Origin of the sequence: Pseudaquabacterium inlustre (assembly GCF_038066595.1) — a bacterium.
In the GTDB taxonomy this organism is placed as follows: Bacteria; Pseudomonadota; Gammaproteobacteria; order Burkholderiales; family Burkholderiaceae_C; genus Pseudaquabacterium; species Pseudaquabacterium inlustre.
In genome coordinates this window covers 100,505-123,996 of the sequence record NZ_JBBUTH010000001.1, presented here as the reverse complement: position 1 = coordinate 123,996, position 23,492 = coordinate 100,505, and the positions used below count along the sequence as shown (strand labels likewise).

24 protein-coding genes are annotated in these 23,492 nt (G+C 69.5%); 20 read left to right on the top strand and 4 right to left on the bottom strand.

Annotated features, from left to right (window positions below; all coding sequences use genetic code 11):
* The first annotated feature begins 1 nt into the window (after position 1).
* From AACH10_RS00595 to alaC, 3 genes are all read left to right on the top strand, one after another.
* Positions 2-1,972, top strand: a complete 1,971-nt coding sequence (locus AACH10_RS00595) for a contractile injection system tape measure protein (RefSeq protein ID WP_341408405.1) — start codon at positions 2-4, stop codon at positions 1,970-1,972.
* The gene (locus tag AACH10_RS00590) at positions 1,969-3,405 is read left to right on the top strand and encodes an ATP-binding protein (protein ID WP_341408404.1); all 1,437 of its coding nucleotides are present in this window, start codon (positions 1,969-1,971) and stop codon (positions 3,403-3,405) included. Before AACH10_RS00595 ends, AACH10_RS00590 begins: the two co-directional genes overlap by 4 nt.
* A 99-nt stretch (positions 3,406-3,504) precedes the next feature.
* Complete coding sequence (gene alaC, locus AACH10_RS00585; RefSeq protein WP_341408403.1) at positions 3,505-4,710, top strand: alanine transaminase; 1,206 nt, start codon at positions 3,505-3,507, stop codon at positions 4,708-4,710.
* Between the two features lie 24 nt (positions 4,711-4,734).
* Here the strand turns inward: alaC and AACH10_RS00580 are convergent, their stop codons facing one another.
* Together AACH10_RS00580 and AACH10_RS00575 are read right to left on the bottom strand one after the other, a co-directional pair.
* On the bottom strand, positions 4,735-4,956 hold the full coding sequence (locus AACH10_RS00580; protein ID WP_341408402.1) for a hypothetical protein: 222 nt from the start codon (positions 4,954-4,956) through the stop codon (positions 4,735-4,737).
* 83 nt (positions 4,957-5,039) lie between these two features.
* On the bottom strand, positions 5,040-5,939 hold the full coding sequence (locus AACH10_RS00575; RefSeq protein WP_341408401.1) for a LysR family transcriptional regulator: 900 nt from the start codon (positions 5,937-5,939) through the stop codon (positions 5,040-5,042).
* A gap of 247 nt (positions 5,940-6,186) precedes the next feature.
* Between AACH10_RS00575 and AACH10_RS00570 the strand changes: the two genes are divergently transcribed.
* The 11 genes from AACH10_RS00570 (at position 6,187) to AACH10_RS00520 (ending at position 17,301) form a co-directional block, all read left to right on the top strand.
* On the top strand, positions 6,187-7,122 hold the full coding sequence (locus AACH10_RS00570; protein ID WP_341408400.1) for a catechol 2,3-dioxygenase: 936 nt from the start codon (positions 6,187-6,189) through the stop codon (positions 7,120-7,122).
* Positions 7,123-7,136: 14 nt separating this feature from the next.
* Entirely contained in the window at positions 7,137-7,583 is a 447-nt protein-coding gene (locus AACH10_RS00565) for a tautomerase family protein (RefSeq protein ID WP_341408399.1), read from the top strand.
* Positions 7,584-7,609: 26 nt separating this feature from the next.
* Positions 7,610-9,070, top strand: coding sequence for a 2-hydroxymuconic semialdehyde dehydrogenase (locus tag AACH10_RS00560; protein WP_341408398.1), 1,461 nt, complete (start codon positions 7,610-7,612; stop codon positions 9,068-9,070).
* 14 nt (positions 9,071-9,084) lie between these two features.
* Positions 9,085-9,882: a fumarylacetoacetate hydrolase family protein gene (locus tag AACH10_RS00555; protein WP_341408397.1), complete on the top strand. Its 798-nt coding sequence runs from the start codon at positions 9,085-9,087 to the stop codon at positions 9,880-9,882.
* Positions 9,879-10,694, top strand: coding sequence for a 2-oxo-3-hexenedioate decarboxylase (gene dmpH, locus AACH10_RS00550; protein ID WP_341408396.1), 816 nt, complete (start codon positions 9,879-9,881; stop codon positions 10,692-10,694). Before AACH10_RS00555 ends, dmpH begins: the two co-directional genes overlap by 4 nt.
* Positions 10,695-10,738: 44 nt before the next feature.
* A complete protein-coding gene (locus tag AACH10_RS00545) occupies positions 10,739-11,719 on the top strand; it encodes a Bug family tripartite tricarboxylate transporter substrate binding protein (protein ID WP_341408395.1) in 981 nt (326 codons plus the stop codon).
* 14 nt (positions 11,720-11,733) lie between these two features.
* Entirely contained in the window at positions 11,734-12,753 is a 1,020-nt protein-coding gene (locus tag AACH10_RS00540; protein WP_341408394.1) for an acetaldehyde dehydrogenase (acetylating), read from the top strand.
* An 18-nt stretch (positions 12,754-12,771) separates the two neighbouring features.
* On the top strand, positions 12,772-13,851 hold the full coding sequence (gene dmpG, locus AACH10_RS00535; protein WP_341408393.1) for a 4-hydroxy-2-oxovalerate aldolase: 1,080 nt from the start codon (positions 12,772-12,774) through the stop codon (positions 13,849-13,851).
* 4 nt (positions 13,852-13,855) lie between these two features.
* Positions 13,856-14,620, top strand: a complete 765-nt coding sequence (locus AACH10_RS00530; protein WP_341408392.1) for an SDR family oxidoreductase — start codon at positions 13,856-13,858, stop codon at positions 14,618-14,620.
* A 10-nt stretch (positions 14,621-14,630) separates the two neighbouring features.
* A complete protein-coding gene (locus AACH10_RS00525) occupies positions 14,631-16,442 on the top strand; it encodes a sigma 54-interacting transcriptional regulator (protein ID WP_341408391.1) in 1,812 nt (603 codons plus the stop codon).
* A 175-nt stretch (positions 16,443-16,617) separates the two neighbouring features.
* Positions 16,618-17,301, top strand: a complete 684-nt coding sequence (locus tag AACH10_RS00520; RefSeq protein WP_341408390.1) for a DUF642 domain-containing protein — start codon at positions 16,618-16,620, stop codon at positions 17,299-17,301.
* Positions 17,302-17,421: 120 nt separating this feature from the next.
* Here AACH10_RS00520 and AACH10_RS00515 read toward each other — a convergent pair whose 3' ends face one another.
* Together AACH10_RS00515 and AACH10_RS00510 are read right to left on the bottom strand one after the other, a co-directional pair.
* Entirely contained in the window at positions 17,422-17,676 is a 255-nt protein-coding gene (locus tag AACH10_RS00515; RefSeq protein ID WP_341409184.1) for a type II toxin-antitoxin system RelE/ParE family toxin, read from the bottom strand.
* A gap of 14 nt (positions 17,677-17,690) precedes the next feature.
* Positions 17,691-18,029 (bottom strand): YlcI/YnfO family protein, encoded by a 339-nt coding sequence (locus AACH10_RS00510; protein ID WP_341408389.1) that lies wholly within the window; start codon positions 18,027-18,029, stop codon positions 17,691-17,693.
* A 334-nt stretch (positions 18,030-18,363) separates the two neighbouring features.
* Between AACH10_RS00510 and AACH10_RS00505 the strand changes: the two genes are divergently transcribed.
* From AACH10_RS00505 to AACH10_RS00480, 6 genes are read left to right on the top strand one after another with little or no spacing between them, the layout of a single operon-like run.
* Positions 18,364-18,624, top strand: coding sequence for a phenol hydroxylase subunit (locus AACH10_RS00505; protein ID WP_341408388.1), 261 nt, complete (start codon positions 18,364-18,366; stop codon positions 18,622-18,624).
* A gap of 49 nt (positions 18,625-18,673) precedes the next feature.
* Positions 18,674-19,669, top strand: a complete 996-nt coding sequence (locus AACH10_RS00500) for a ferritin family protein (protein WP_341408387.1) — start codon at positions 18,674-18,676, stop codon at positions 19,667-19,669.
* A 42-nt stretch (positions 19,670-19,711) separates the two neighbouring features.
* Positions 19,712-20,029 (top strand): MmoB/DmpM family protein, encoded by a 318-nt coding sequence (locus tag AACH10_RS00495; RefSeq protein WP_341408386.1) that lies wholly within the window; start codon positions 19,712-19,714, stop codon positions 20,027-20,029.
* Positions 20,030-20,060: 31 nt separating this feature from the next.
* Entirely contained in the window at positions 20,061-21,689 is a 1,629-nt protein-coding gene (locus tag AACH10_RS00490) for a YHS domain-containing protein (protein WP_341408385.1), read from the top strand.
* Positions 21,690-21,721: 32 nt separating this feature from the next.
* Entirely contained in the window at positions 21,722-22,084 is a 363-nt protein-coding gene (locus AACH10_RS00485) for a phenol hydroxylase subunit P4 (protein WP_341408384.1), read from the top strand.
* 21 nt (positions 22,085-22,105) lie between these two features.
* A complete protein-coding gene (locus AACH10_RS00480; protein WP_341408383.1) occupies positions 22,106-23,209 on the top strand; it encodes an NADH:ubiquinone reductase (Na(+)-transporting) subunit F in 1,104 nt (367 codons plus the stop codon).
* Positions 23,210-23,492: the final 283 nt, after the last annotated feature.

Sequence of the window (23,492 nt, the reverse complement as noted above, 5' to 3'; positions counted from 1 at the left end):
CATGGCCCGGCACCGCATCCTGCGTCAGGTGATCGAGTTGCAGGGCTGCCCGCCCGGCACCGACGCCGCGCTGCGCGCACAACTGGGCGAGCTGGCGCGGCGGCACCTGCTGCCGGTGATCGAGCGCGCCTTCGAGGCCCTCGACCAGCCCGGCCGCCTGTTGCGCGCCCAGCGGCTGGACCTGCAGCTGCCGGCCGTGCCGCTGGGCACGGCCATGCCGGGCCAGCCGGTGGACGAGGCCTGGGCCCGTGCTTTCGCCGCCCAGCTGGATGGGCAACTGGGCGCCGCATTGACCCAGACGCTGCAGCTCACCGACCCGCACCAGGCCGATCTGGAGCTGCTGGACCAGTTCATCGCGCGCGGCCATGTGCCCTGGTGGGCGCCGCTGGACCAGGCCGACCTGGTGCCGGCCACGCTGCGCCGCGTGCTGGCCGATGCCCGGGCCCCCGCCGCGCTGCGTGCGCTGGGGCTGGTGGGCGCCGGGGCCGACGCCGCCTGGCAGCGCCTGGCCGCCACGGCCGGTGAGGCCGCGCGGGCGGCCTGGTTGGCGGCGCTGTGGCCGGACGCGGCGGCCGCCGGCGGGCCTGCCCAAACGGGGTGGCCCGGCTGGCCCTGGCGCGAGGCACTGGCCGACGCCGTGCACCCCCAGGGCCGGGGCCGCGGCCAGGTGCTGCGGGCCTGGTGGCAGGGCGTGCTGCCGCTGGCGGCGCAGCTGCGGGCCACCGGCGTGCGCGGCCCCGACCCGGCCATGCTGCCCGCCCTGGCGGCCCGCCTGGCGGCGGCGCTGGGCGTGGCCCCGGCACCGCTGTGGCCGGTTTGGCGGCAGGCCTTCGACCGGCGGCTGTCGGCGCCGCAGGCGGGCGCTGGCGTCGGCGACGCAGGGCCGGCCCAGGCCTGGTGGCGCGCACTGGCCCAGCCGGACGGGCACGACGCCACGGCCGAGCGTGCGGCCCATGACTGGCTGCGCCGCTGGGGCCGCATGGTCGACGGGCCTGGCGCACACCGGCATGCCGCAGCCCGCCTGGACACCGCACCCGAGCCGCTGGCCCATCTGTGCCAGGTGCTGGTGCGGCACTGGGCCCGGTGGCCGGTCCCGGCGCGCGAGGCGGCGGTGGCGGCCCTGGCGGACGCCCCGGCCGCGCCCGCCCGGGGCGATCCGGCCTGGCAGGCGCTGGCCGGCCTGGCCCAGGCGGCGCTGCGCGATGGGTTGCTGCCTGCCCGCTGGCGCGATGACCTGCGTCAGGCGCTGCTGCGCCAGCCGTCCGACGGTGCGTTGGCGCCCCTGCACGCGGCGCTGCACGCGGCGCTGCGTCACCTGGAGGGCCACCGGGAAGGCCACCGCCCGCGCGGGGCCGACGCCGAGCCTGGCGCGTCCGACGCGCCGACGATCGACCGCGGCTTTGCCGCCAGCGACGGCGTGGCCGTGGTCAATGCCGGGCTGGTGCTGCTGTGGCCGTTTCTGCCGGCCTTCTTCGGCCGGCTGGGCTGGCTGCTCACCGACGGGCCGCAGGCGGGCCGGGCCTTTGCGCAGCCGGCCCTGGCGGCGTGCGCAGCGCGTCTGCTGCATGCGCTGGCGCAGGGGCCAGGGTCGGGGCCTGCCGAGGCAGACGCCGACGATCCCGACGCCGACCCGCCGGTGCCCGAGCACTGGCTGCCGCTGGCCAAGCTGCTGTGCGGTCTGGCGCCTGAATCGCCACTGCCCGCGTCGGCCGCCCCCGACGCTGCGGCGCGGGCCGAAGGCGATCTGCTGCTGCAGGCCGTGATCGCCCAGGCGCCCATCCTGCGCGAGATGTCGGTGCCGGCCTTTCGCGGCAGCTTCCTGTGGCGCGACGGCCAGCTGGGTGTGCGCGACGGCCACTGGCTGCTGCGCGTCGAGCGTGCCGCCTACGACATGGTGCGCGACCGCTTTCCCTGGGGCGTGTCGCTGGTGCGTCTGCCGTGGATGGACACCGCGCTGCAGGTGGAATGGTGAACGCGCGCCCGCCCGTCGACGCCCCCGCCGCACCGGCGACCGAACTGGCTGCTGAACTGGCGGCTGAACTGGCCGCCGAGCTGGAGCGCGAGCTGCAGTGGCTGGCCCGCCTGATCGACGCGCGCTTCCAGCGCCACTTCCAGCCGCCCGGGCCGGGCCAGGCCACGGCGCCCGAGCCGCTGGCCCTGCACGACCCCGCGCTGGCGCCACCCCAGGGGAAGGAGCGCCCATCGGCGGCGGCCACGCCCTGGGCGCAACTGCTGGCCCGGCACCCGGCCGGTCCGGCCGAGCGCGCCGCGCTGGTGCTGGCGCTGGCGGTGCACCTGCGGCCGCAGCTGCTCGACGTCTTCCACACCCGCAACGACACCTTCGCGCGCAGCTTCACCGAGTTCGGCGGCCAGCGCGACGCCCAGGGCGACTTCCTGCCCACCGTGGAGACCCTGCTGTTCCTGTGGGCCGGCACCGATCTGGCGGCCCGCCTGGCCTGCGCAGCGCTGTTCGAGGCCGACCAGGGGCTGATGCGCCAGCGCCTGCTGGCGCTTGACCTGCCCGAGCGTGCGGCCACGCCGCACAAGGGCGTGCTGCGCCTGACGCCCGAGGCGCTGGCCTGGATCACCCGCGGCCAGCCGCACCGCCCCACGCTGGGCCCCGAGTTCCCGGCCCAGGCCCTGCACACCGCGCTGGACTGGGACGACCTGGTGCTGCACCCGGCCACGCGCAGCCAGGTCGACGAGATCGGCCTGTGGCTGCGCCATGCCCCGGCGCTGCGCGCGCAGCCGGGCCTGGGCCCGCGGCTGCGGCCGGGGCTGCGGGTGCTGTTCCACGGCCCGCCGGGCACCGGTAAGACGCTCACCGCCGCGCTGCTGGGCCGCAGCCACGGGCGCGAGGTGTACCGGGTCGATCTGTCGCTGGTGGTGTCGAAGTACATCGGCGAGACCGAGAAGAACCTGGCCCGCGTGTTCGACCAGGCCGAGCACCAGGGCTGGATCCTGTTCTTCGACGAGGCCGATGCGCTGTTCGGCAAGCGCGGCGAATCGCGCGACGCGCACGACCGCTATGCCAACCAGGAGGTGGCCTACCTGCTGCAGCGCATCGAGGGCTTCGACGGCATCGTGGTGCTGGCCACCAACCTGCGCGAGCACCTGGATGCCGCCTTCGCGCGGCGCTTCGAGTCGGTCGTGTACTTTCCGCTGCCGCGACCGGAGGAACGGTTGCAGCTGTGGCAGCGCAGCCTGCCCGGCGGCCTGGCGCTGGCGCCTGACGCCGATCTGGCGCGGCTGGCCCAGGCGCATGCGCTGGGCGGTGGCGCCATCGTCAACGCGGTGCGGCATGCGGCGCTGTGGGCCCTGGCCCGCGGCGACGGCACGCTGCGCGCCGACGACCTGCAGCGCGGCGTGCAGCGCGAACTGGCCAAGGACGCGCGCGGCACCTAGCGCGGGCCGCGCATCGGCTATGCTGTGCCCCGGCCCGCGCGCAATGCGCGGCCCACGTCGCTCGGACGGTTCCGGGCGCCTACGTTGAAAGTCACTGCCATGTCCACCCTTCCGGGTCAGCGGCGCTTTGCCCGCATCGACCGCCTGCCGCCCTACGTCTTCAACATCACGGCCGAGCTGAAGCTGGCCGCCCGCCGCCGCGGTGAAGACATCATCGACCTGAGCATGGGCAACCCCGATGGCGCCACGCCGGCGCACATCGTGGCCAAGCTCACCGAGGTGGCCCAGCGCCCCGACACCCACGGCTACAGCGCCAGCAAGGGCATTCCGCGGCTTCGCCGCGCCATCAGCCACTGGTACAAGCGCCGCTTCGATGTGGACATCGATGCCGACAAGGAGGCCATCGTCACCATCGGCTCCAAGGAGGGCCTGGCGCACCTGATGCTGGCCACACTCGACCGCGGCGACACGGTGCTGGTGCCCGACCCCAGCTACCCGATCCACATCTACGGCGCGGTGATCGCCGGGGCCGACATCCGCAGCATCCCGATGGTGCCGGGCGTGGACTTCTTCGCCGAGCTGGAAAAGACCATCCGCGGCAGCTACCCCAAGCCCAAGATGATGATCTTCGGCTTTCCCAGCAACCCCACGGCGCAGTGCGTGGAACTGGACTTCTTCGAGCGCGTGATCGCGCTGGCCAAGAAGCACGAGATCCTGGTGGTGCACGACCTGGCCTATGCCGACATCGTCTTCGACGGCTGGCAGGCGCCCAGCATCATGCAGGTGCCCGGCGCCAAGGACGTGGCGGTGGAGTTCTTCACCCTCAGCAAGAGCTACAACATGGCCGGCTGGCGTATCGGCTTCATGGTCGGCAATGCCGACCTGGTGCATGCGCTCGCCCGCATCAAGAGTTATCACGACTACGGCAGCTTCACCCCGGTGCAGGTGGCGGCCATCGCCGCGCTGGAAGGCGACCAGCAGTGCGTGAAGGACATCGCCGCCCAGTACCAGAAGCGCCGTGACGTGCTGGTCAAGGGCCTGCGCGAGGCCGGCTGGGACGTCGCGTGCCCCAAAGCCAGCATGTACATCTGGGCGAAGATTCCGCCGGCCTATGCCGCGCTGGGCTCGCTGGAGTTCTCGCGCCAGCTGCTGGCCAAGGCCAGGGTGTGCGTGTCACCGGGCATCGGTTTCGGTGACCATGGCGACGATCACGTGCGCTTCGCGCTGATCGAGAACGAGGGCCGCATCCGCCAGGCGGTGCGCGGCATCAAGGCCATGTTCAAGGCCGATGGGGTGACGGGCTGACGGGTTCAGCCCGGCGGCGGCCGGTCAGCCGCCGTAGCCTTTCAGTTTTGCGTAGGGCTTCAGCGCGTCGATGCCCTCGCGCACCGAGAAGCCGTTCATCGCCAGCTTGCGGGCGAAGCCGTCGGCCAGCACCTTGAGTTCCTCCACGCGGCGTTCGGCGATCGCGGCATCGGTTTCGGCCAGCAGGCGCTGCAGTTCGGCCAGGGGCAGGCCATCGAGCTTCTTGTCGGATTGGGGAGCGGGCATCGGGGCAGGGGACGTGGCAACGCGCGGAAGGAAAGCTTGCGATTTTGCCGCATGGGCCGCGGCGGCCCGACAGCCGCGGTCCGTCAGGGCAGTGCGGTGTGTGCCACGGTGTCGCGCATCGAGCCCAGCAGCGCCTGCAGGATCTCCGAGGCATCGTCCTCGCGGTAGATGCAGCACAGGTCCACCCGGCTTTGCGGGGGATGGTGCAGCGGCCGGTACACCACGCCGGGCAGGGCCATCGCGGTGGCCGAATGCGGCACCAGGCACACGCCGAAGCCGGTGGCCACCAGGGCCACGGCATGCACCGCGTCGCTCACCTCCTGCGCCACCTGCGGCGCAAAGCCGGCATCGCGGCACATGGCCAGCACGCGGTCCAGAAAACTGGGCCGCGAGCCGGTGGGGTACAGCACCATCGGCTGGCCTTCCAGCTCCTGCAGCGTCACGGCGGTGCGGGCCGACAGCGGGTGGCCGCTGGGCATGGCCACGTACAGCGGCTCGGTCAGCAGCGTCTCGCTCACCAGGCCGTCCACCGGCCGCATCAGGCGGTTGAAGGCCAGCGTGATGCGCTGGTGGTGCAGCGCGTCGAGCTGCTCCTCCTTGCTCATCGTGTGCAGCACGATGCTCACCTCGGGGTACGCCTCGCGAAAGCGCCGCAGCAGCATCGGGATGGCGCCGAAGATGGCCGAGCCGAAGATGGCCACGTCCACCCGGCCCAGCAGGCCCTGCGCGGCCTTGTGCGTGCGCTCGGCGGCGCGCTCGGCCATGGCCAGGATGTTGCGCGCATCGTCGTACAGCACGCGTCCGGCATCGGTGAGCGCCACGCCTCGGCTGGTGCGGCGGAACAGCTGCGCGCCGAGTTGCTCTTCCAGCTGCTGGATCTGGCGCGTCAGCGGCGGCTGCGAGATGTGCAAGCGCAGCGCGGCGCGGCCGATGTTCTGCTCGTCGGCCACGCAGACGAAGTAGCGCAGGTGTCTCAGTTCCATCGTGTCGGGCCAGGGTGAGGGCCATGCGGCATGCGGGTTAACCATACCTATCTGAGTGTGCCAGTGCGACACGTCATGCCCAGCGGGTATGGCGGTGAGGCTTCGATGGTATTGGACGTTGTGACAGGCCGGCTCCTACAGTGGCCCTGCCTGCTTCAACAGCATCCAGCCGACGGGGCGAACCGAGACGTCGCCGCATCCTCGCCCCCGCACCCTCAGAGATGGCGACCACAGGAGACTTGCAACCATGGCCATGACTGGCGTACTGCGCCCCGGACACGTACAGATCCGGGTGATGGACCTCGATGCCGCGGTGGGTTTCTACCGCGACGTGCTGGGGCTCGAGGAGATGGGCCGTGACGCCTCGGGCCGCGTGTACCTGCGCGCCTGGGACGAGCGCGACCACCACAGCGTGATCCTGCGCGCCGCCGACCAGGCCGGCATGGACTTCTTCGCCTTCAAGGTGGCCGACGAGCACTCGCTCAACAAGCTGGAAGCCGACCTGCGCGACTTCGGCATCAAGACCGAGCGCATCCCCGCCGGCGACCTGCTGGAGACCGGCGAGCGCGTGCGCTTCGAGATCCCCAGCGGCCACCAGATCGAGCTGTACGCGAAGAAGACCTTCGTCGGCAGCGACCTGGGCCAGAAGGACCCCAAGCCCTACAGCAAGCGCTTCGACCAGGGCATCGCGCCGATGCGCATGGACCACGCGCTGCTGTACGGCCCGAATGTCGACCAGGTGCTGGAGATCTTCACCAAGGTGCTGGGCTTCCACCTGGCCGAGTTCGTCACGCTGCCGGGCACCGACATCAAGGGCGCGCTGTGGCTGTGCTGCTCGAACAAGGCGCATGACATCGCCTTCGTGGTGCACCCTGAGCCGGGCAAGCTGCACCATGTGTCGTTCTACATGGAGTCGATCGACCGCGTGTTCCGCGCCGCCGACATCATGGCCGCCAACGACGTGCGCGTCGACATCGGCCCCACGCGCCACGGCATCACCCGCGGCGGCACCATCTACGCCTGGGATCCGTCGGGCAACCGCTTCGAGACCTTCTCGGGCGGCAACAGCAGCTACCCCGATCTGCCCCCGATCGAGTGGAGCTGGGAAGGCCTGGGCGAGGGCGGCGGCCTGGACGTGGCCCACCGCAAGATGCACGAGACCTTCCTGACCGTGGTGACTTGAGGAACCGCGCCGCCATGCCCGTTGCCAACATCCACGTGCTGGCCGGCCATCCCCGGCCGGTGCTCAAAGCCATGCTGCGCGAGGCTTCGCAGGCCTTTGCGCAGGCCATCGATGCGCCGCCCGAGCGGTTGCAGGTGTGGGTCACCGAGGTCGATCCGGGCCTTTACGCCATTGCCGGCGAGCCGGCCGACGAGGTGCTGGCGCGCGGCGTGCCGCGTGGCCAGGCCGAGATCCCGCTGATCCGCATGGCGCTGATGGAGGGCCGGCCGGTGGAAACGCTGCACCGCGTGATGGCCGACCTGAGCGCCGTGGTGGCGCGGCACCTGGGCGGCGACCCGCAGCGCGTGCGGGTTCAGATCGACCACATCCACCCCGACCGCTGGGCCATCGGCGGCGTGCCGGCCAGTCAGGCCCGCGCGGCCGAGCTGGCCCGGCGTGCCGCGGCGCAAGCGGCGTCCTGAATCCCTTCGCATCACGTCAGCGCACCATGCAGAACTTCCAGCACTTCATCAACGGCCAGTTCGTGGCCTCGGCCTCGGGCAAGACCTTCGAGAAACGCTCGCCGCTGGACAACGCACGCCTGGGCCTGGTGGCCGAAGGTGGCCAGCGCGAGGTGGATGCTGCCGTGGCCGCCGCCAAGGCCGCGCTGAAGGGCGACTGGGGCAAGATGCCCACCGACAAGCGCGTGGCCATGCTGCATGCGGTGGCCGATGGCATCACGAAGCGCTTTGACGACTTCGTGGCCGCGGAAGAAGCCGACACCGGCCAGCCGCACCATGTCATCGCGCATGCCTTCGTGCCGCGCGGCGCGGCCAACTTCAAGATCTTTGCCGACATCGTCAAGAACGTGCCGGCCGAGAGCTTCGTGATGGACACGCCCGATGGCGCGGGCGCGCTCAACTACGCCATCCGCAAACCCAAAGGCGTGATCGGCGTCATCAGCCCGTGGAACGCCCCGTTCCTGTTGATGACCTGGAAGGTGGGCCCGGCGCTGGCCTGCGGCAACACCGTGGTCGTCAAGCCCAGCGAGGAGACGCCCGCCACCGCCACGCTGCTGGGCGAGGTGATGAACGCCGTGGGCGTGCCGCCCGGCGTGTACAACGTGGTGCACGGCTTCGGGCCGGATGCCGCTGGCGAGCAGCTGACGCGCCATGACGACGTGGACGCCATCACCTTCACCGGTGAGACGCGCACCGGCACGGCCATCATGAAGGCCGCGGCCGATGGCATCCGTGACGTGAGCTTCGAGCTGGGCGGCAAGAACGCCGGCATCGTGTTCGCTGATTGCGATTTCGACGCGGCCGTGGAAGGCATCTTCCGCTCGGCCTTCATGAACACCGGCCAGGTCTGCCTGGGCACCGAGCGCGTGTATGTGGAGCGCCCGCTGTTCGATCGCTTCGTGGCCGCACTCAAGGCCCGCTGCGAAGCGGTGAAGTACGGCCGCCCGAGTGACGCCGGCAGCAACTACGGCCCGCTGATCAGCCAGGAGCACAAGCGCAAGGTGCTCAGCTATTACGCCAAGGCCGTGGCCGAAGGCGCCAACATCGTCACCGGCGGCGGCGTGCCCGATCTGCCCGGCATCCTGGCCGAAGGTGCCTGGGTGCAGCCCACCATCTGGACCGGCCTGCCCGAGACCGCCAGCGTGGTGCGCGAGGAGATCTTCGGCCCCTGCTGCCACATCCGCCCGTTTGACAGCGAAGACGAGGTGGTGGCGCTGGCCAATGCCAACCGCTACGGCCTCTCCACCACGATCTGGACCGAGAACCTCAAGCGCGCGCACCGCATGGCCGCCGCGGTGGAGGTGGGCATCACCTGGGTGAACAGCTGGTTCCTGCGCGACCTGCGCACGCCCTTCGGTGGCAGCAAGCAAAGCGGCATCGGCCGCGAAGGTGGCGTGCACTCGCTCGAGTTCTATACCGACCTCAGAAACGTCTGCATCAAACTCTGATTGAACGCACAGCGATGACCCCTGACCTCATCCAAGCCTGCGGCGACGGGCTGTACGACGCCTGGCGTGCCCGCGCCACCGTGGCGCCGCTGCTCGAACGCTTTCCTGGCATCACCGTGGCCGACGGCTACGCCATCCAGAGCCGCATGGTGGCGCGCCGCGTGCAGGCCGGCGAGCGCATCGTCGGCAAGAAGATCGGCGTCACCAGCAAGCCGGTGCAGGACATGCTGGGCGTGTACGAGCCCGACTTCGGCCAGCTCACCAGCGGCATGGTGTGTCTGGAGAGCGACGGCGTCGACCTGAACGGCCTGATCCAGCCCAAGGCCGAGGCCGAACTGGCCTTCGTGCTGGAGCGCGATCTGATCGGCCCCGGCATCACCGCCACCGATGTGATCCGCGCCACGGCCTATGTCTCGCCCTGCTTCGAGATCGTGGACAGCCGCATCCGCGACTGGAAGATCAAGATCCAGGACACCGTGGCCGACAACGCCAGCTGCGGCGTGTTTCTGCAAGGCCAGGCCAAGGGCGATCCGCGCAAGCTGGATCTGCAACTGGCCGGCATGAGCCTGCAGCGCAATGGCGCGCTGCACTCCACCAGCGTGGGTGCGGCGGTGCAGGGCTCGCCGATCAACGCCGTGGTGTGGCTGGCCAACACGCTGGGCAAGCTGGGCCTGCCGTTCCGCGCCGGTGAGGTCATCCTCTCCGGCTCGCAATCGCCGCTGCTGCCGGTGACCGATGGCGACGACCTGGTGTGCACGATTGGCGGCCTGGGCACCTGCCGCGCACGCTTCCATGGAAAGACCGCCGTATGAGCGACAGTAACCTCACGATGGAACGGGCGTTGAGCGATGCCGACATCGCCCAACTCACCGACCGCATCGAAGCCGCGCAGACGAACGCCAAAGCCATCCCCAAGCTCACCGAAGACTTCCCTGCGATGACGCTGGGCGATGCCTACGCGGTGCAGCTGCAGTTGCTGCGCCGCTGGGTGGGGGCAGGGCGCCGCCAGGTGGGCTGGAAGGCGGGGCTCACGTCCAAGGCCAAGATGGACCAGATGGGCGTGCGCGTGCCCACGGTGGGCTTCTTGCTGGCCGACTTCTTCCGCCCCGAGGCTTCGGTGGTGGCGACGAACGACCTGGTGCACCCGCGTGTGGAATGCGAGGTGGCCTTCGTCACCAAGGCCGAGCTGGCCGGGCCCGACCTCACGCGTGAGCAGGTGCTGGCGGCCACCGATTTCGTCGTGCCGGCCATCGAGGTGATCGACTCGCGCTTTGCCGGCTTCAAGTTCGATCTGCAAAGCGTGGTGGCCGACAACAGCTCGTCGGCGCGCTATGTCACCGGCGGCCGCGCCCGCCTGCCGGCCGATGTGGACCTGGCCACGCTGGGCGTGGTGCTGGAGAAGAACGGCGAGCCGGTGGCCATGGGCTCGTCGGCCGCGGTGGCCGGCCATCCGGCCGATGCCGTGGCCCTGGTGGTCAAGGTGCTGCACGAGATCGGTGAGCGCCTGCCGGCCGGCAGCTTCGTCATGAGCGGCGGCATCACCGAGGCCATTGCCGTGCAGCCGGGCGACCATGTCTGTGCCCGCTTCCAGGAGCTGGGCAGCGTGGGCTTCCGTCTGGGTTAAAGCCCCCGCCGCGGGCCGCGCGGCAATCAGCTAGGAGTTCAACGATGCGCAGGCGTACCCTGCTGCTGACGGCCGGGCCCTGCGCGCTCGGCGGCTGGCAGACGCTCACCCAGGCGGCTGAGGCCTGGCCAAGCAAGCCGATCACGCTGATCGTGCCCTTTCCGGCCGGCGGCCCCACCGATGTGCTGGGCCGCGCCGCGGGCCGCATCCTGCAGGATCGGCTGAAGCAGACCGTGGTGGTGGAGAACCGCCCCGGCGCCGGCGGCAACATCGGCACCGAGCAGATCGCCAAGGCCGCGCCCGATGGCTACACGCTGGGCGTGGGCGTGATCAGCAGCTTGTCGATTGCGCCGCAACTGCTGGCCAAGCTGCCGTATCACCCGCGCACCAGCTTCACGCCCATTGGCATGATCGGCATTGCCAAGGGCGCCATCGTGGCCCACCCGAGCGCACCGTTCAATGACCTGAAGGGCCTGATCGCCTATGCCAAGGCGCACCCCAAGCGGCTGGCCTTCGGCAGCTCGGGCATCGGCACCAGCAACCACCTGGCCGGCGAGTACCTGCAATCGCTGGCCCACATCGAGCTGCTGCACATCCCGTACAAGGGCACCTCGCAGGTGGCGCAGGATCTGCTGGGTGGGCAATTGCCGCTGAGCTTCGAAACCTCGCTGCTCACCACCGCGCCTGCGGTCAAGGCCGGCAAGTTGAAGGCCATCGCCATCACCGCCGGCACGCGCAGCGCGCTGCTGCCCGATGTGCCCACGGTGGCCGAGCAGGGCTTCGCGGGCTTCGACGTGCCCAGCTGGTTTGGCCTGATTGCGCCGGCCGGCCTGCCGCGCGACATCGTGGTGGCGCTGAACCGCGCGCTGGTCGATGGCCTGAAGCAGCCCGACGTGGCCGAGCGCTTTGCCCAGATCGGCGCCGAGCCCACGCCCGGCACGCCCGAACAGTTCGCCCAGACCATTGCCGACGAGAACGTGCGTTGGGGCAAGGTCATCCGCGACGCCCGGATCACCCCCGAATGATTGGAAGCACCACCATGACCACACCCCCACGCAAGATCCGCTGCGCCCTGATCGGCAGCGGCAACATCGGCACCGACCTGATCTACAAGTTGAAGCGCAGCCCCGTGCTGGAGCCCGTGTGGATGGTGGGCATCGACGCGCAATCCGAAGGCCTGCAGCGGGCCCGCGACATGGGCCTGAAGACGACAGCCGACGGCGTGGACGGCCTGCTGCCCCACGTGCTGGAGGACGGCATCCAGATCGCCTTCGATGCCACCAGTGCCTATGTGCACGCCGAGAACTCGCGCAAGCTCAATGCGCTGGGCGTGCTGATGGTGGATTTGACGCCTGCGGCCATCGGCCCGCTGTGCGTGCCGCCGGTCAACCTGAAGGAACACGCCGACCGACTGGCGCCGGGCCGCTCCCAAGCCAGTCGCACCCCCTCGGGGGGCGGGGCGTCGCAAAGCGACGCACCTGGGGGCCTGTTGACTCAGATGAACGTCAACATGATCTCGTGCGCCGGCCAGGCCACGATCCCCATCGTGCACGCCATCAGCCGCGTGCAGCCGGTGGCCTATGGCGAGATCGTGGCCAGCCTGGCCAGCAAGTCCATCGGCCCGGGCACGCGCGCTAACCTCGACGAGTTCACCTACACCACCTCGGCCGCCATCGAGAAGGTGGGCGGCGCCAAGAAGGGCAAGGCGCTGGCCATCATCAACCCGGCCGAGCCGCCGATGATCATGCGCAACACCATCAACTGCCTGTGCGAGACCGAGCCGGATCAGACCCGGATCATCGACTCGGTGCTGGCCATGATCGAGCAGGTGCAGAAGTACGTGCCCGGCTACCGCCTGGTGAACGGCCCGCTGTTCGACGGCAAGCGCGTGGCCGTGTTCATGGAGGTCAAGGGCCTGGGCGACTACCTGCCCACCTACGCCGGCAACCTCGACATCATGACCGCCGCCGCCTGCCGCACTGCCGAGATGTTTGCCGAGGAGATCCTGGCCGGCAGCATCACGTTGAAGCCGGTGATCGCCGAAGCCGCCACCGCCTGAGAGAGAAGGAGAACAACCATGACGACCCATCTCAAGGGCCGCAAGGTGCTGGTGCACGACATGTGCCTGCGCGACGGCATGCATGCCAAGCGCGAGCAGATCAGCGTGGCGCAGATGGTGAAGGTGGCCCAGGCGCTCGATGACGCCGGTGTGCCGATGATCCAGGTGACCCATGGCGCGGGCCTGGGCGGCAACTCGCTGCAGCACGGCTTTGCGCTGGCCAGCAACGAGGAGTACCTGCGCGCCGTGTGCCCCGTGGTGAAGCGCGCCAAGGTGAGCGTGCTGCTGATCCCCGGCCTGGGCACCATGCGCGAGCTGCACAGCGCCTACGACTGCGGCGCCCGCAGCGTGCATGTGGCCACCCACTGCACCGAGGCCGACACCTCGCCCCAGCACATCGCCTATGCGCGCAAGCTCGGCATGGACACCACGGGCTTCCTGATGATGGCCCACCTGAACTCGCCGCAAGGCCTGGCGAGCCAAGGCCGGCTGATGGAAAGCTACGGCGCGCAAACCGTCTACATCACCGACTCGGCCGGCGCCATGCTGCCCGACGACGTGACCGCCGCGGTGGATGCGCTGCGCCAGACGCTGAAGCCCGAGACCGAGATCGGCTTCCACGGCCACCACAACCTGGGCCTGGGCATCAGCAACTCCATCGCGGCCATTGCCGCCGGTGCCAGCCGCATCGATGCCTCGGTGGCCGGCCTGGGCGCGGGTGCAGGCAACACGCCGCTGGAGGTCTTCGTGGCCGTGTGCGAGCGCATGGGCATCGACACCGGCGTCGATCTGTTCAAGCTGATGGATGTGGCCGAGGAGGTGATCGTGCCGATGATGGACCACGTGGTGCGCGTGGACCGCGACTCGCTCACACTCGGCTTTGCCGGGGTCTACTCCACCTTCCTGCTGCATGCCAAACGGGCCGCCGCGCGCTTCGGCGTGCCGGCGCGCGACATCCTGGTGGCCCTGGGCCACAAGAAGATGATCGCCGGCCAAGAAGACATGATCGAAGACACCGCGATGACGCTGGCCAAGGAGCGCGGCCTGCTGAAGGACGTGGTGCGCGGCGCCAAGGCCGGCGCACCTGCGGCGGCCTGAGCCCATGGCCGCCGATCAAGGCATTGCCGTGGTGGTGGGCGCCACCGGCGCGATGGGCGCGGTGATCACGCAAACGCTGGCGCAACGCGGCCTGCAGGTGTTGGCCGTGGCGCGCCATGCCGATGCGCTGCAGACACTGGCCCACGCTGTGCCGGGTGTGCTGGGCTGCCAGGCCGACATCGGCGACGACAGCGCTATCGCGGCCATTGCCAGCGCACTGAAGCCCCTGCCAGGCCCCGTGCGCCTGGTGCTGCAAGGCGCCGGCGTGGCCACGGCCGGCGGCGTGCTGCAGGCCAGCACCGCTGCGGTGGTGGATGCGGTCAACATCAAGGTGGCCGGCCTGATGCGCCTGGTGCGCGCAGCCGATGAGCGGCTCACCGCAGGCTCGCGGCTGGTGGCCATCGGCGGGCACTACGGCTTCGAGCCCACGGCCTATGCCTGCACGGCCGGCGTGGCCAATGCCGCGCTGGCCAACCTGGTGCGCCAGCTCAGCTGGGCCTATGGCCCGCGCGGCATCACCGCCCACCTGCTGGCACCCGGCCCGGCCGATACCGAGCGCCTGCACCGCGTGGCCGCCGCCCGTGCCCAGCGCGACGGCATCAGCCTGGCCGCCGTGCTGGACCAGATGAAGGCCGAGTCGGCCATCGGCGCTTTCACCACGCCCGGGCAGATCGCCTGGGCCATCCAGTTGCTGCTGGCCCCCGAGGCCGATGCCCTGGCCGGCAGCACCTTGTTCATGGATGCAGGCCGCCGCAAGGGCCTGCCGTGAAAGGCAAGCCATGGCCGCGCTGCAACCCGTGGGCTGCGCCTCGTGCGCAGCACTGTCGCCCACCGACGAACTGGTCTCGCGCCTGCACTTCGATGCGCGCGAGGGCCGCATCTGGCTGAACGACCAGCGCATGGTGCTGCTGCACAACAGCGCCATGGGTGTGCTGCGGCAGGAGCTGATCGAAAGCCTGGGGCTGGACAAGGCCCGCGGCCTGATCACCCGCATGGGCTACAACAGCGGCGCGCACGATGCCGAGCTGGCGCGCGAGCTGCGCTGCAGCGACCGTCCGGCCGAGGCGGTGACCATCGGCCCGCAGCTGCACATGCTGGAAGGTGTGGCGCGCGTGGAGGCCGTGGCGCTGGAACTGGACGAGGAGGGCGGCCACTTCCTGGGTGAATTCAACTGGCATGGCAGCGCAGAGGCCGAGGCCCATGTGCAGGTGTATGGCATCGTGGGCCACACCGCCTGCTGGCAGCAGGTGGGCTATGCCAGCGGCTTTGTCAGCCGCTTCATGGGCCGGCCAGTGGTGTTTCGCGAGCTGCAGTGCCGCGCCCAGGGCGCGCCGCATTGCGTCATCGTGGGCCGGCCCGCCGAGGCCTGGGGCCCTGCCGACGACCCGGCCGCCGCCGGCGACCTGGCCAGCCTGCGCGCCGATGCGCTGAGCCAGGGCGTGGCCGCGCCGGTGAGCGGCCACCCGAGTGCCGCGCGCCACCTGCTGGGCGACAGCGCCGTGGTGGGTGTGTCGGCCGGCTTCAATGCCGTGTGCCACATGGTGCGCCGCGCGGCCGACACCCGGGCCACCGTGCTGTTCCTGGGTGAAAGCGGCGTGGGCAAGGAGGTGCTGGCCCAGGCGCTGCACCGCATCAGCCCGCGGGCCGCAGGCCCGTTCGTGGCCATCAACTGCGCCGCCATCCCCGACGAGCTGATCGAGAGTGAGCTGTTCGGGGTGGAGAAGGGCGGCTACACCGGCGCGCTGGCCAGCCGGCCCGGCCGCTTCGAGCGGGCGCAGGGCGGCACGCTGTTCCTGGACGAGATCGGCATCCTGGGTTGGACGGCCCAGGGCAAGCTGCTGCGCGCGCTGCAGGCGCGCGAGATCGAGCGCGTGGGCGGCACCGCCACCGTGCAGGTGGACGTGCGCGTGGTAGCCGCCACCAACCTGGACCTGAAGCAGGAAGTGGCCGCCGGCCGCTTCCGAGAAGACCTGTACTACCGCCTCAACGTGCTGCCCATCCGCGTGCCCCCGCTGCGCGAGCGGCGCGAGGACATCCCTGTGTTCATGAACCACTTCCTGCGCCACTACAACCAGCGCGATGGCCGCCAGGTGAGCGGCTTCACCGGCCGCGCCATCGACGCCATGCTGGCCTACCACTGGCCCGGCAACATCCGCGAACTGGAGAACCTGGTGGAACGCGGCGTGGTGCTGGCCAGCGACGGTGGCGCCATCGACACGCCGCACCTGTTTCTGGGCGATGAGCAATTGCCGGCCGATTGGCTGGCGTTGCAGCGGGATGGGAGCTTGCGGCAGCGCACGGTGGCGGGGGCGGCGAACGATGCAATGCAGACGCCGGCTGCCGCGCCTTGCGCAACTGCTGATGCCGATGGCGGCAATACCCTGGGCCAGCGCGTGCAGGCCCTGCTGGCCGGCCAATGTGCCGCCGGCCGCGAGGCGCAGGTGCCATTGGATGTGCTGGAGGCCGAACTGGTGCGGCGGGCGATGGAGGCCACGGGCGGCAACCAGTCGGCCGCGGCACGGCTGCTGGGACTGAGCAGGTCGCAGTTGATTTATCGGCTGAAGGGGTTGGCTCCAGGGGCAGCGGGCTAAGACATCGCGCTGCCCCTTATCCGAGGGGTCGAGGGGCGTCAAGGGATCCCGAGCGGTCCAGATGCGCCTTTTCGTCCCTAGACTGTCCATTGACCTGTGGCTGGGAGGGTGGGGTGTTCATGTGACATCGCCCGCGTCAACGGGTCGCAACGTCAAATTGACCATGGAGTACCCAATGACGATTCGAAGCAGCGCCAAGCTGTGTGTTCTTGGACTCGCCTTGCTGGCTGCCGTTGGCGCAGCGCAGGCAACCCTCGTCACCAACGGCGGATTTGAAGATCCGTCGTTGGATCTCAGTTCGGGCTACAAGTATCTGGCGGACAACCCGACGAACTACGATTCGACAACGCTCAAGGGCTGGCGCGTCACAGATGACGGCGATGGCGAAAGGTCGTATGCCATGGATGGCGCGGTCTACCGGCCGCGCGGAGTCGTCATTCCTGAGGGCCATGTCGCCATCTTCATGAACCAGGGCACATCGCTGGCCACGGACATTTCGCTGGTGGCGGGTCAGCGCTACCAGGTCAGCTTCTTCGCGCAATATTGCGTCACATGCAAGACGACCGGTCCGCTGGAAGTCACCATTGGCACAGACACGTTCCAGTTCGTGCTGCCGGCCGGCTATCAAAGCTTTGACTATGTGGCGAAGAGCACCAATCCCGCCACGCAATTAAGTTTCACCAACACGTCGCCGACGGATGACTACCGCGGTATCACGCTTGACGACGTTCAGGTCAACATCTTGCCCACCTCCACCGTGGATGAGCCGCCGACGGCCATGATGGTGCTGATGGCCGGTGCCTTGTTGTTGGTCAAGCGCCGCAAGAAGCAACAGGCCAAGCCTGCCGTCGCGGCTTGAGGCTCACAGCGGCGCGCCAGGCGCGCCGCTATGTACTGTCGCCTTGTTCGTGGTCTGCTTGTGTGCCCCGACCAGGCCAATGCCGTCCGCCCCAAGTGGCCCACTGGGCGCCGGAGTGGGTCAATCGGTCTCACCCTCCAACTGGTGCCGCACGGCCAGCGCCACCACCTGCTGCGGCGAGGCGATCTCGTACAGCAGCACATAGCCTGACGCGCCGGACGGAATCGCCAGTTCACGGCGCAGGCCGCTGCGCGATCCGACCACCTTGCGGAACAGGAAGGGCGTTCCCGACCGCACCAACATGGCCGACTCGCTGGCTTCGAGCGCGCGGTCGGCCGTGTCCAGGTCTCCCGCGAACTCGGTGCGATCGAGCAGCTGGTCGTACAGCCTCAGCAGGTCTGTCCGTGCTTCGGGGTCGACGATGACGGCGAAGCTCGTGCCCCGGCGGGCCGGCGCTTGTTCTGCAGTTCACGGCGCCGGGCGGTGAGCCTGGTGCGTAGTTCGTCGACCACAGTGTCCGCAGGCGTCCCAGCAGCCGTCTGCTGAAACCGTGTCCACGCCGCCTCGGCACGGGCACTGAACTCGGCCTGCATGCGCCGCTGATCGACTGCCTGGCGCACGGTGGCTTCGAGGAAGTCACTCAGCGTCTCGCCCTCGCGCAAAACCGACTCGACGTCGGCTTTCAGCTGAGGCTCGACACGCACCTGCGGAAGGATGGCGGTCTTCATGGGCTGGAGTGTGTTGCAAACGCGTTGCATGGTCCAGCCCAGTCCGGTAGCCGCTTGCCCTGCGTCGGGGCCTGCACAGGATTGAACAGATCGGCCGCTGCCCCCGACAGGCGCATGTGCGGAGCTTTCGACACCGCAGCGAAGCATGGGCAGCGGTGTGCGGCAGACAACGCTCGCCATGCCTATCTGGCTGGCCACGATGCGGGACCGGGCTTGGGGCTTTCCCGCGGAAACGGGCCAGTCGCCGTGCCATGGCACGGCCTTCGCACCTGTGCCTGGCAAGCCCGCCCCCTGATCAACATCAGACACCGAGCGGGCCGCCAGGAGACTTGCCATGCCCGTGTTCGACCTGCCGCGGCCGGCGCCGCACACCCTGTGCTGGGTGCGCGTGACGCGTGAGCGGCCCGATGGCTTCGTGGAGTTCGACTTCGCGATCGGCTCGCCCGATCTGGCGGTGGATCTGATCCTGCCGCGCCCGGCCTTCGAGGCCTTCTGCGCCGAGCACCAGGTGCGCCTGATCGACGACGCCCAGGCCGCCACGCTGGCGGCCGAGCAGGCCAAGTGGCGCTACGGCCGGCCCGGCCTCACCGAATAGCGCCCCCCATTCAACCCGCACCCAGCCAACAGAGAGAGGAGACAAGCCCATGACCGTCGACATCCGCGTGCAAAGCGTCAAGCCGCTGCGTCACACCTTCGGCCACATCGCCCGGCGCTTTGGCGACAAGCCGGCCAGCCGCTACCAGGAGGGCACCTACCACCTGCAGGCCGAGGTGAACTTCCACTACAAGCCGCTGTGGGATCCCGAGTGCGACATCTATGACCCCCGCCGCACGGCGGTGGCCATGCGCGACTGGTACGCGGCCAAGGATCCGCGCCAGTACTACTACGGCAGCTACACCATCGCCCGCAGCCGCATGCAGGACGCGGCCGACCGGCAGATGGAGCTGGCCGACAAGCGCGGCCTGCTCAGCAGCCTGCCCGAGGCGGCGCAGGCCGCCATCCTGGCCACCGTGCTGCCGCTGCGCCACTTCGAGTGGGGCGGCAACACCAACCTGGCCGAGGTGGCCGCCTACGGCTGGGGCACGGCCATCACCCAGGCCGCGGCCATGGGCATGATGGACCGGCTGGGCATGGCCCAGCACCTGTCGCGCATCGGCCTGCTGCTGGATGGCCACACCGGCACGTCGCTGGCCCAGGCCAAGCAGCGCTGGATGGCCGATGCCGCCTGGCAACCGCTGCGCCGCGAGATCGAGAACGTGTTCGTGCGGCGCGACTGGTTCGAGGCCCTGGTGGCGCAAGCCCTGGTGGCCGACGCGCTGGTGTACGGCACGCTGCTGCAGCGCTTCGAGGCCTGGTTGGCGCGCAGCCACGGCACGGCGCTGGCCACGGTGCTGGACTTTCCACTGCGCTGGCAGGAAGAGCATGCGCGCTGGGTGGATGCGGTGGTGAAGACCTGCGCCGCCGAGAGCGAGGCCAACCGCACGCTGATCAGCGGCTGGGCGCGCCAGTGGCGCGAGGCCTTTGGCGCCGCGCTGGCGCCGCTGGCCGAAACGGCCATGGGCCGCGATGGTGGCCCGGCGCTGCGCGAGGCCGATGCCGACCTGCGCGCCCGCCTGGCCCGCCTGGGGCTGGACGCTTGAGCGCGTGAACCGCCGCCACCACCCGATCCGCAGGAGCTTTGCATGACCGCCGTCACCGCCACCCCGCCCGCCACCGTGTGCACCAGCCAGCAGCCGGTGTTCATCGCCTTCCAGGCCAACAACGACACCTTGCCCATCGTGCAGGCCATCGCCGCCGACAACCCGCAGGCCGTGGTGGACGAGCTGCCGGGCCTGGTGAAGATCACCGCCCCTGGCCGCCTGAGCGTGTGCCGCGCCAGCATCGAAGAAGCCATGGGCCGCGAGTTCGATCTGCGCGAGGTGCACATCCACCTCGTGTCGCTGTCGGGCGAGATCGACGAGACCGACGACGAGTTCACGCTGCTGTGGCGCGCTGCCTGAGCACGCCGAATCCAGACACCGAGGAGACACCATGAACCAAGCCACCCTGACGCCCACGGCCGAAGCCGCCAAGACCGCCGCCAAGAAGCTCAGCCTCAAGGAAAACTACGCGCTGCTCACACGAGACCTGGGCTGGGAGCCCACGTACCAGAAGCCGGAAGACGTGTTCCGCCACGCGCAGTTCGAGGGCATCCAGATCCACGACTGGGAGAAGTGGGAAGACCCCTTCCGTCTGACCATGGACGCCTACTGGAAGTACCAGGGCGAGAAGGAGCGCAAGCTCTACGCCATCCTCGATGCCTTCCAGCAGAACAACGCGCAGTTCAACGTCAGCGATGTGCGCTACCTGCAGGCGCTGAAGATCTTCATCAACGGCGTCATCGGCATGGAGTACGCGTCGCACCGCGGCTTCAACATCGTGGGCCGCGAGTTCCCGGGCACGGCCGCGCGCATCGCGGCGCAGATGCAGGCCATCGACGAGTTGCGCCACGCGCAGACGCAGACCCACGCGCTCAGCCACTACAACAAGTACTTCGCGGGCATGAGCGAGTTTCCGTACCAGTACGACCGCACCTGGTACCTCAGCATCCCCAAGAGCTTCTTCGAGGATGCGGTGTCCAGCGGGCCGTTCGAGTTCGTGGTGGGCATCTGCTTCGCATTCGAATACGTGCTCACCAACCTGGTGTTCATGCCCTGGATGTCGGGCGCGGCCTACAACGGCGACATGTCCACGGTGAGCTTCGGCTTCAGCGCGCAAAGTGATGAAGCGCGGCACATGACGCTGGGCATCGAGGTCATCAAGTTCCTGCTGGAACAGGACCCGGCCAACGTGCCCATCGTGCAGGGCTGGATCGACAAGTGGTTCTGGCGTGGCTACCGCCTACTGAGCCTGGTGGCGGCCATGATGGACTACATGCTGCCCAAGCGCGTGATGAGCTGGGCCGAGGCCTGGGAGATCTACTACGAGCAGAACGGCGGCGCGCTGTTCGCCGACCTGGCGCGCTACGGCATCCGCCCGCCGCGCCACGCCGACGTGACGGTGAAGGAGAAGGCCCATGTGAGCCACCAGCTGTGGAGCACCTTCTACCAGTTCCGCCATGCGGCTGGCTTTCCGGTGTGGCTGCCCAGCGAGGACGAGCAGCAGTGGCTGGCCGCCAAGTACCCCGACACCTTCGACCGGTACTACCGCCCACGTTACGCGCACTGGGCAGCGATGGAGCAGGCCGGCACGCCCTTCGCCAACGCCACGCTGCCGCAGCTGTGCCAGGTGTGCCAGTGGCCGCTGTTGTTCACCGAGCCCGATGACCCCACGCAGATCTGCTACCGCGAGGAAAGCTACCTGGGCGAGAAGTTCCACTGCTGCAGCGACGGCTGCCGCGAGATCTTTGCCAAGGAACCGCAGAAGTACGTGCACGCCCATCTGCCGGTGCACCAGATCTACCAGGGCAGCTACTTCCTGCCCGATGTGAACCCCACCGCGCCCGACTTCAACCCGCTGGTGCAGGCGCTGCGCTACATGGGCATCACCGCCGGTCTGGACGGCGGCGATTTCCAGGGCCATGTGGATGCGCAGAACTGGGAGCGCTGGACGCAGCGGCCGGCCAGCATGCATGACCCCATGCAGACGCTGCTACAGCCCTTGCAACGCCAGCAGGCCTGAACGCGCCACCCGCAAGACCTGGATACCACGACATGAGCGTCCAAGCCATAACCCCCGACTACCACGGCACCATGAAGGACACCGTGGACCACTTCCACGGCAACCAGCTGCTCAACATCGGCTGGGACCAGCACCTGATGTTCGCCACGCCGCTGTGCATTCCGGTGCCACCTGGCATGCCGTTTGGCGCGCTGGTGCAGCAGGTGCTGCCCGGCCTGTACGGCCAGCACCCGCAGTTCGCGCAGATCGACTGGGCGGCCACCGAGTGGCTGCGCTCGGGCGAGCGCTTCACGCCGCAGATGGACCAGAGCCTGGCCGACAACGGCCTGGGCCACAAGGCGGTGCTGCGCTTTCGCACGCCGGGCCAGCCCGGCCTGGCCGGCGCGGCGTTCTGAGGCGGGGCAGGGCACCGCAGCATGAGCTACCAACTGCGCATCGAGCCCATCGGCCAGACGCTGGACCTGGCCGAGGACCAGACCGTGCTGGACGCCTGCCTGCGTGCCGGCGTGTGGCTGCCGCACGCCTGCTGCCACGGCCTGTGCGCCACCTGCAAGGTGCGCGTGCGGGAGGGCGAGGTGGACCATGGCGAGGCCTCGCCCTTCGCGCTGATGGACTTCGAGCGCGAGGAAGGCCAGGCCCTGGCCTGCTGCGCGCGCGCCCAGTCCGATCTGGTGATCGAGGCCGACATCGACGAAGACCCCGATGCGCTGCGCCTGCCGGTGAGCGACTTCATCGGCACCGTCGAGCAGATCGAGACGCTGACGCCCACCGTCAAGGCCATCCACCTGCGGCTGAATTCGCCCATCGCCTTCCAGGCCGGGCAGTACGTCAACCTGGGGATCCCGGCGCTCGGCCTGCACCGCGCGTTCTCGATCGCCAGCGCACCGCAAGAGGTGGCGCACACGCAGACCATCGAGCTGCAGGTGCGCCGCGTGCCGGGCGGGCAGGGCACCGGCTGGCTGCACGAGCAGCTGCGCGTGGGTGACTGGCTGCCGCTGGCCGGGCCCTATGGCCGCTTCTTCGTGCGCAATTCGGCGCACCGCGCTGGCGCGGCGGGTGCGCCAGGGGCGCCGGCCGGCCAGGCGCTGCTGTTCATCGCCGGCGGCTCGGGCCTGAGCAGCCCGCGCAGCATGGTGCTCGATCTGCTGGCCGAAGGCTGCACCCAGCCCATCACGCTGGTGGTGGGCCAGCGCAGCCAGGCCGAGCTGTACGGCCATGACGAGTTCCAGGCCCTGGCGCGTGCGCACCCCCACCTGCGCTATGTGCCGGTGCTGTCCGACGAGCCTGAGGGCAGCGGCTGGACTGGCGAGCGCGGTTACGCCCACGAGGCGGCCCGCGCGCTGTTCAACGGCGACTTCCGCGGCCACAAGGCCTACCTGTGCGGCCCGCCGGCCATGATCGACGCCTGCCTGAACACGCTGATGCAGGGCCGCCTGTTCGAGCGCGACATCCACACCGAGAAGTTCCTCTCGGCCGCCGACGCGCAGCGCGTGCGCAGCCCGGTGTTCAAGGCGGTGTGACGCCTGGCCGGCGCCGGAACGCGGTGCTGGCGCCGGTGCCGGAAATGACAAGGGGCTGCAACCTCACGGATGCAGCCCCTTTGAATGCCTGGTGGAGACGAGGAGGATCGGGGTCCAGTCGTCGAAAAGCTTAGAAATCAAGGACTTAGCTGCGAGGTGCCAGATGGCGGGTACACAGTGCGGGTCCGCAGGCGCTCAGTGTAGCCTGAATCGTGGCCCAGTCCTGGAGGGATAGGAGCCTAAGTGCTAGACTGAGCGCACTGTCAATCTATCCAGGATGACG

Coding starts and splice junctions, on each gene's coding strand:
- AACH10_RS00595 (WP_341408405.1), top strand. CDS start 2: ATGGCCCGGCACCGCATCCTGCGTCAGGTGATCGAGTTGCAGGGCTGC.
- alaC (WP_341408403.1), top strand. CDS start 3,505: ATGTCCACCCTTCCGGGTCAGCGGCGCTTTGCCCGCATCGACCGCCTG.
- AACH10_RS00580 (WP_341408402.1), bottom strand. CDS start 4,956: ATGCCCGCTCCCCAATCCGACAAGAAGCTCGATGGCCTGCCCCTGGCC.
- AACH10_RS00575 (WP_341408401.1), bottom strand. CDS start 5,939: ATGGAACTGAGACACCTGCGCTACTTCGTCTGCGTGGCCGACGAGCAG.
- AACH10_RS00570 (WP_341408400.1), top strand. CDS start 6,187: ATGGCCATGACTGGCGTACTGCGCCCCGGACACGTACAGATCCGGGTG.
- AACH10_RS00565 (WP_341408399.1), top strand. CDS start 7,137: ATGCCCGTTGCCAACATCCACGTGCTGGCCGGCCATCCCCGGCCGGTG.
- AACH10_RS00560 (WP_341408398.1), top strand. CDS start 7,610: ATGCAGAACTTCCAGCACTTCATCAACGGCCAGTTCGTGGCCTCGGCC.
- AACH10_RS00555 (WP_341408397.1), top strand. CDS start 9,085: ATGACCCCTGACCTCATCCAAGCCTGCGGCGACGGGCTGTACGACGCC.
- dmpH (WP_341408396.1), top strand. CDS start 9,879: ATGAGCGACAGTAACCTCACGATGGAACGGGCGTTGAGCGATGCCGAC.
- AACH10_RS00545 (WP_341408395.1), top strand. CDS start 10,739: ATGCGCAGGCGTACCCTGCTGCTGACGGCCGGGCCCTGCGCGCTCGGC.
- AACH10_RS00540 (WP_341408394.1), top strand. CDS start 11,734: ATGACCACACCCCCACGCAAGATCCGCTGCGCCCTGATCGGCAGCGGC.
- dmpG (WP_341408393.1), top strand. CDS start 12,772: ATGACGACCCATCTCAAGGGCCGCAAGGTGCTGGTGCACGACATGTGC.
- AACH10_RS00530 (WP_341408392.1), top strand. CDS start 13,856: ATGGCCGCCGATCAAGGCATTGCCGTGGTGGTGGGCGCCACCGGCGCG.
- AACH10_RS00525 (WP_341408391.1), top strand. CDS start 14,631: ATGGCCGCGCTGCAACCCGTGGGCTGCGCCTCGTGCGCAGCACTGTCG.
- AACH10_RS00520 (WP_341408390.1), top strand. CDS start 16,618: ATGACGATTCGAAGCAGCGCCAAGCTGTGTGTTCTTGGACTCGCCTTG.
- AACH10_RS00510 (WP_341408389.1), bottom strand. CDS start 18,029: ATGAAGACCGCCATCCTTCCGCAGGTGCGTGTCGAGCCTCAGCTGAAA.
- AACH10_RS00505 (WP_341408388.1), top strand. CDS start 18,364: ATGCCCGTGTTCGACCTGCCGCGGCCGGCGCCGCACACCCTGTGCTGG.
- AACH10_RS00500 (WP_341408387.1), top strand. CDS start 18,674: ATGACCGTCGACATCCGCGTGCAAAGCGTCAAGCCGCTGCGTCACACC.
- AACH10_RS00495 (WP_341408386.1), top strand. CDS start 19,712: ATGACCGCCGTCACCGCCACCCCGCCCGCCACCGTGTGCACCAGCCAG.
- AACH10_RS00490 (WP_341408385.1), top strand. CDS start 20,061: ATGAACCAAGCCACCCTGACGCCCACGGCCGAAGCCGCCAAGACCGCC.
- AACH10_RS00485 (WP_341408384.1), top strand. CDS start 21,722: ATGAGCGTCCAAGCCATAACCCCCGACTACCACGGCACCATGAAGGAC.
- AACH10_RS00480 (WP_341408383.1), top strand. CDS start 22,106: ATGAGCTACCAACTGCGCATCGAGCCCATCGGCCAGACGCTGGACCTG.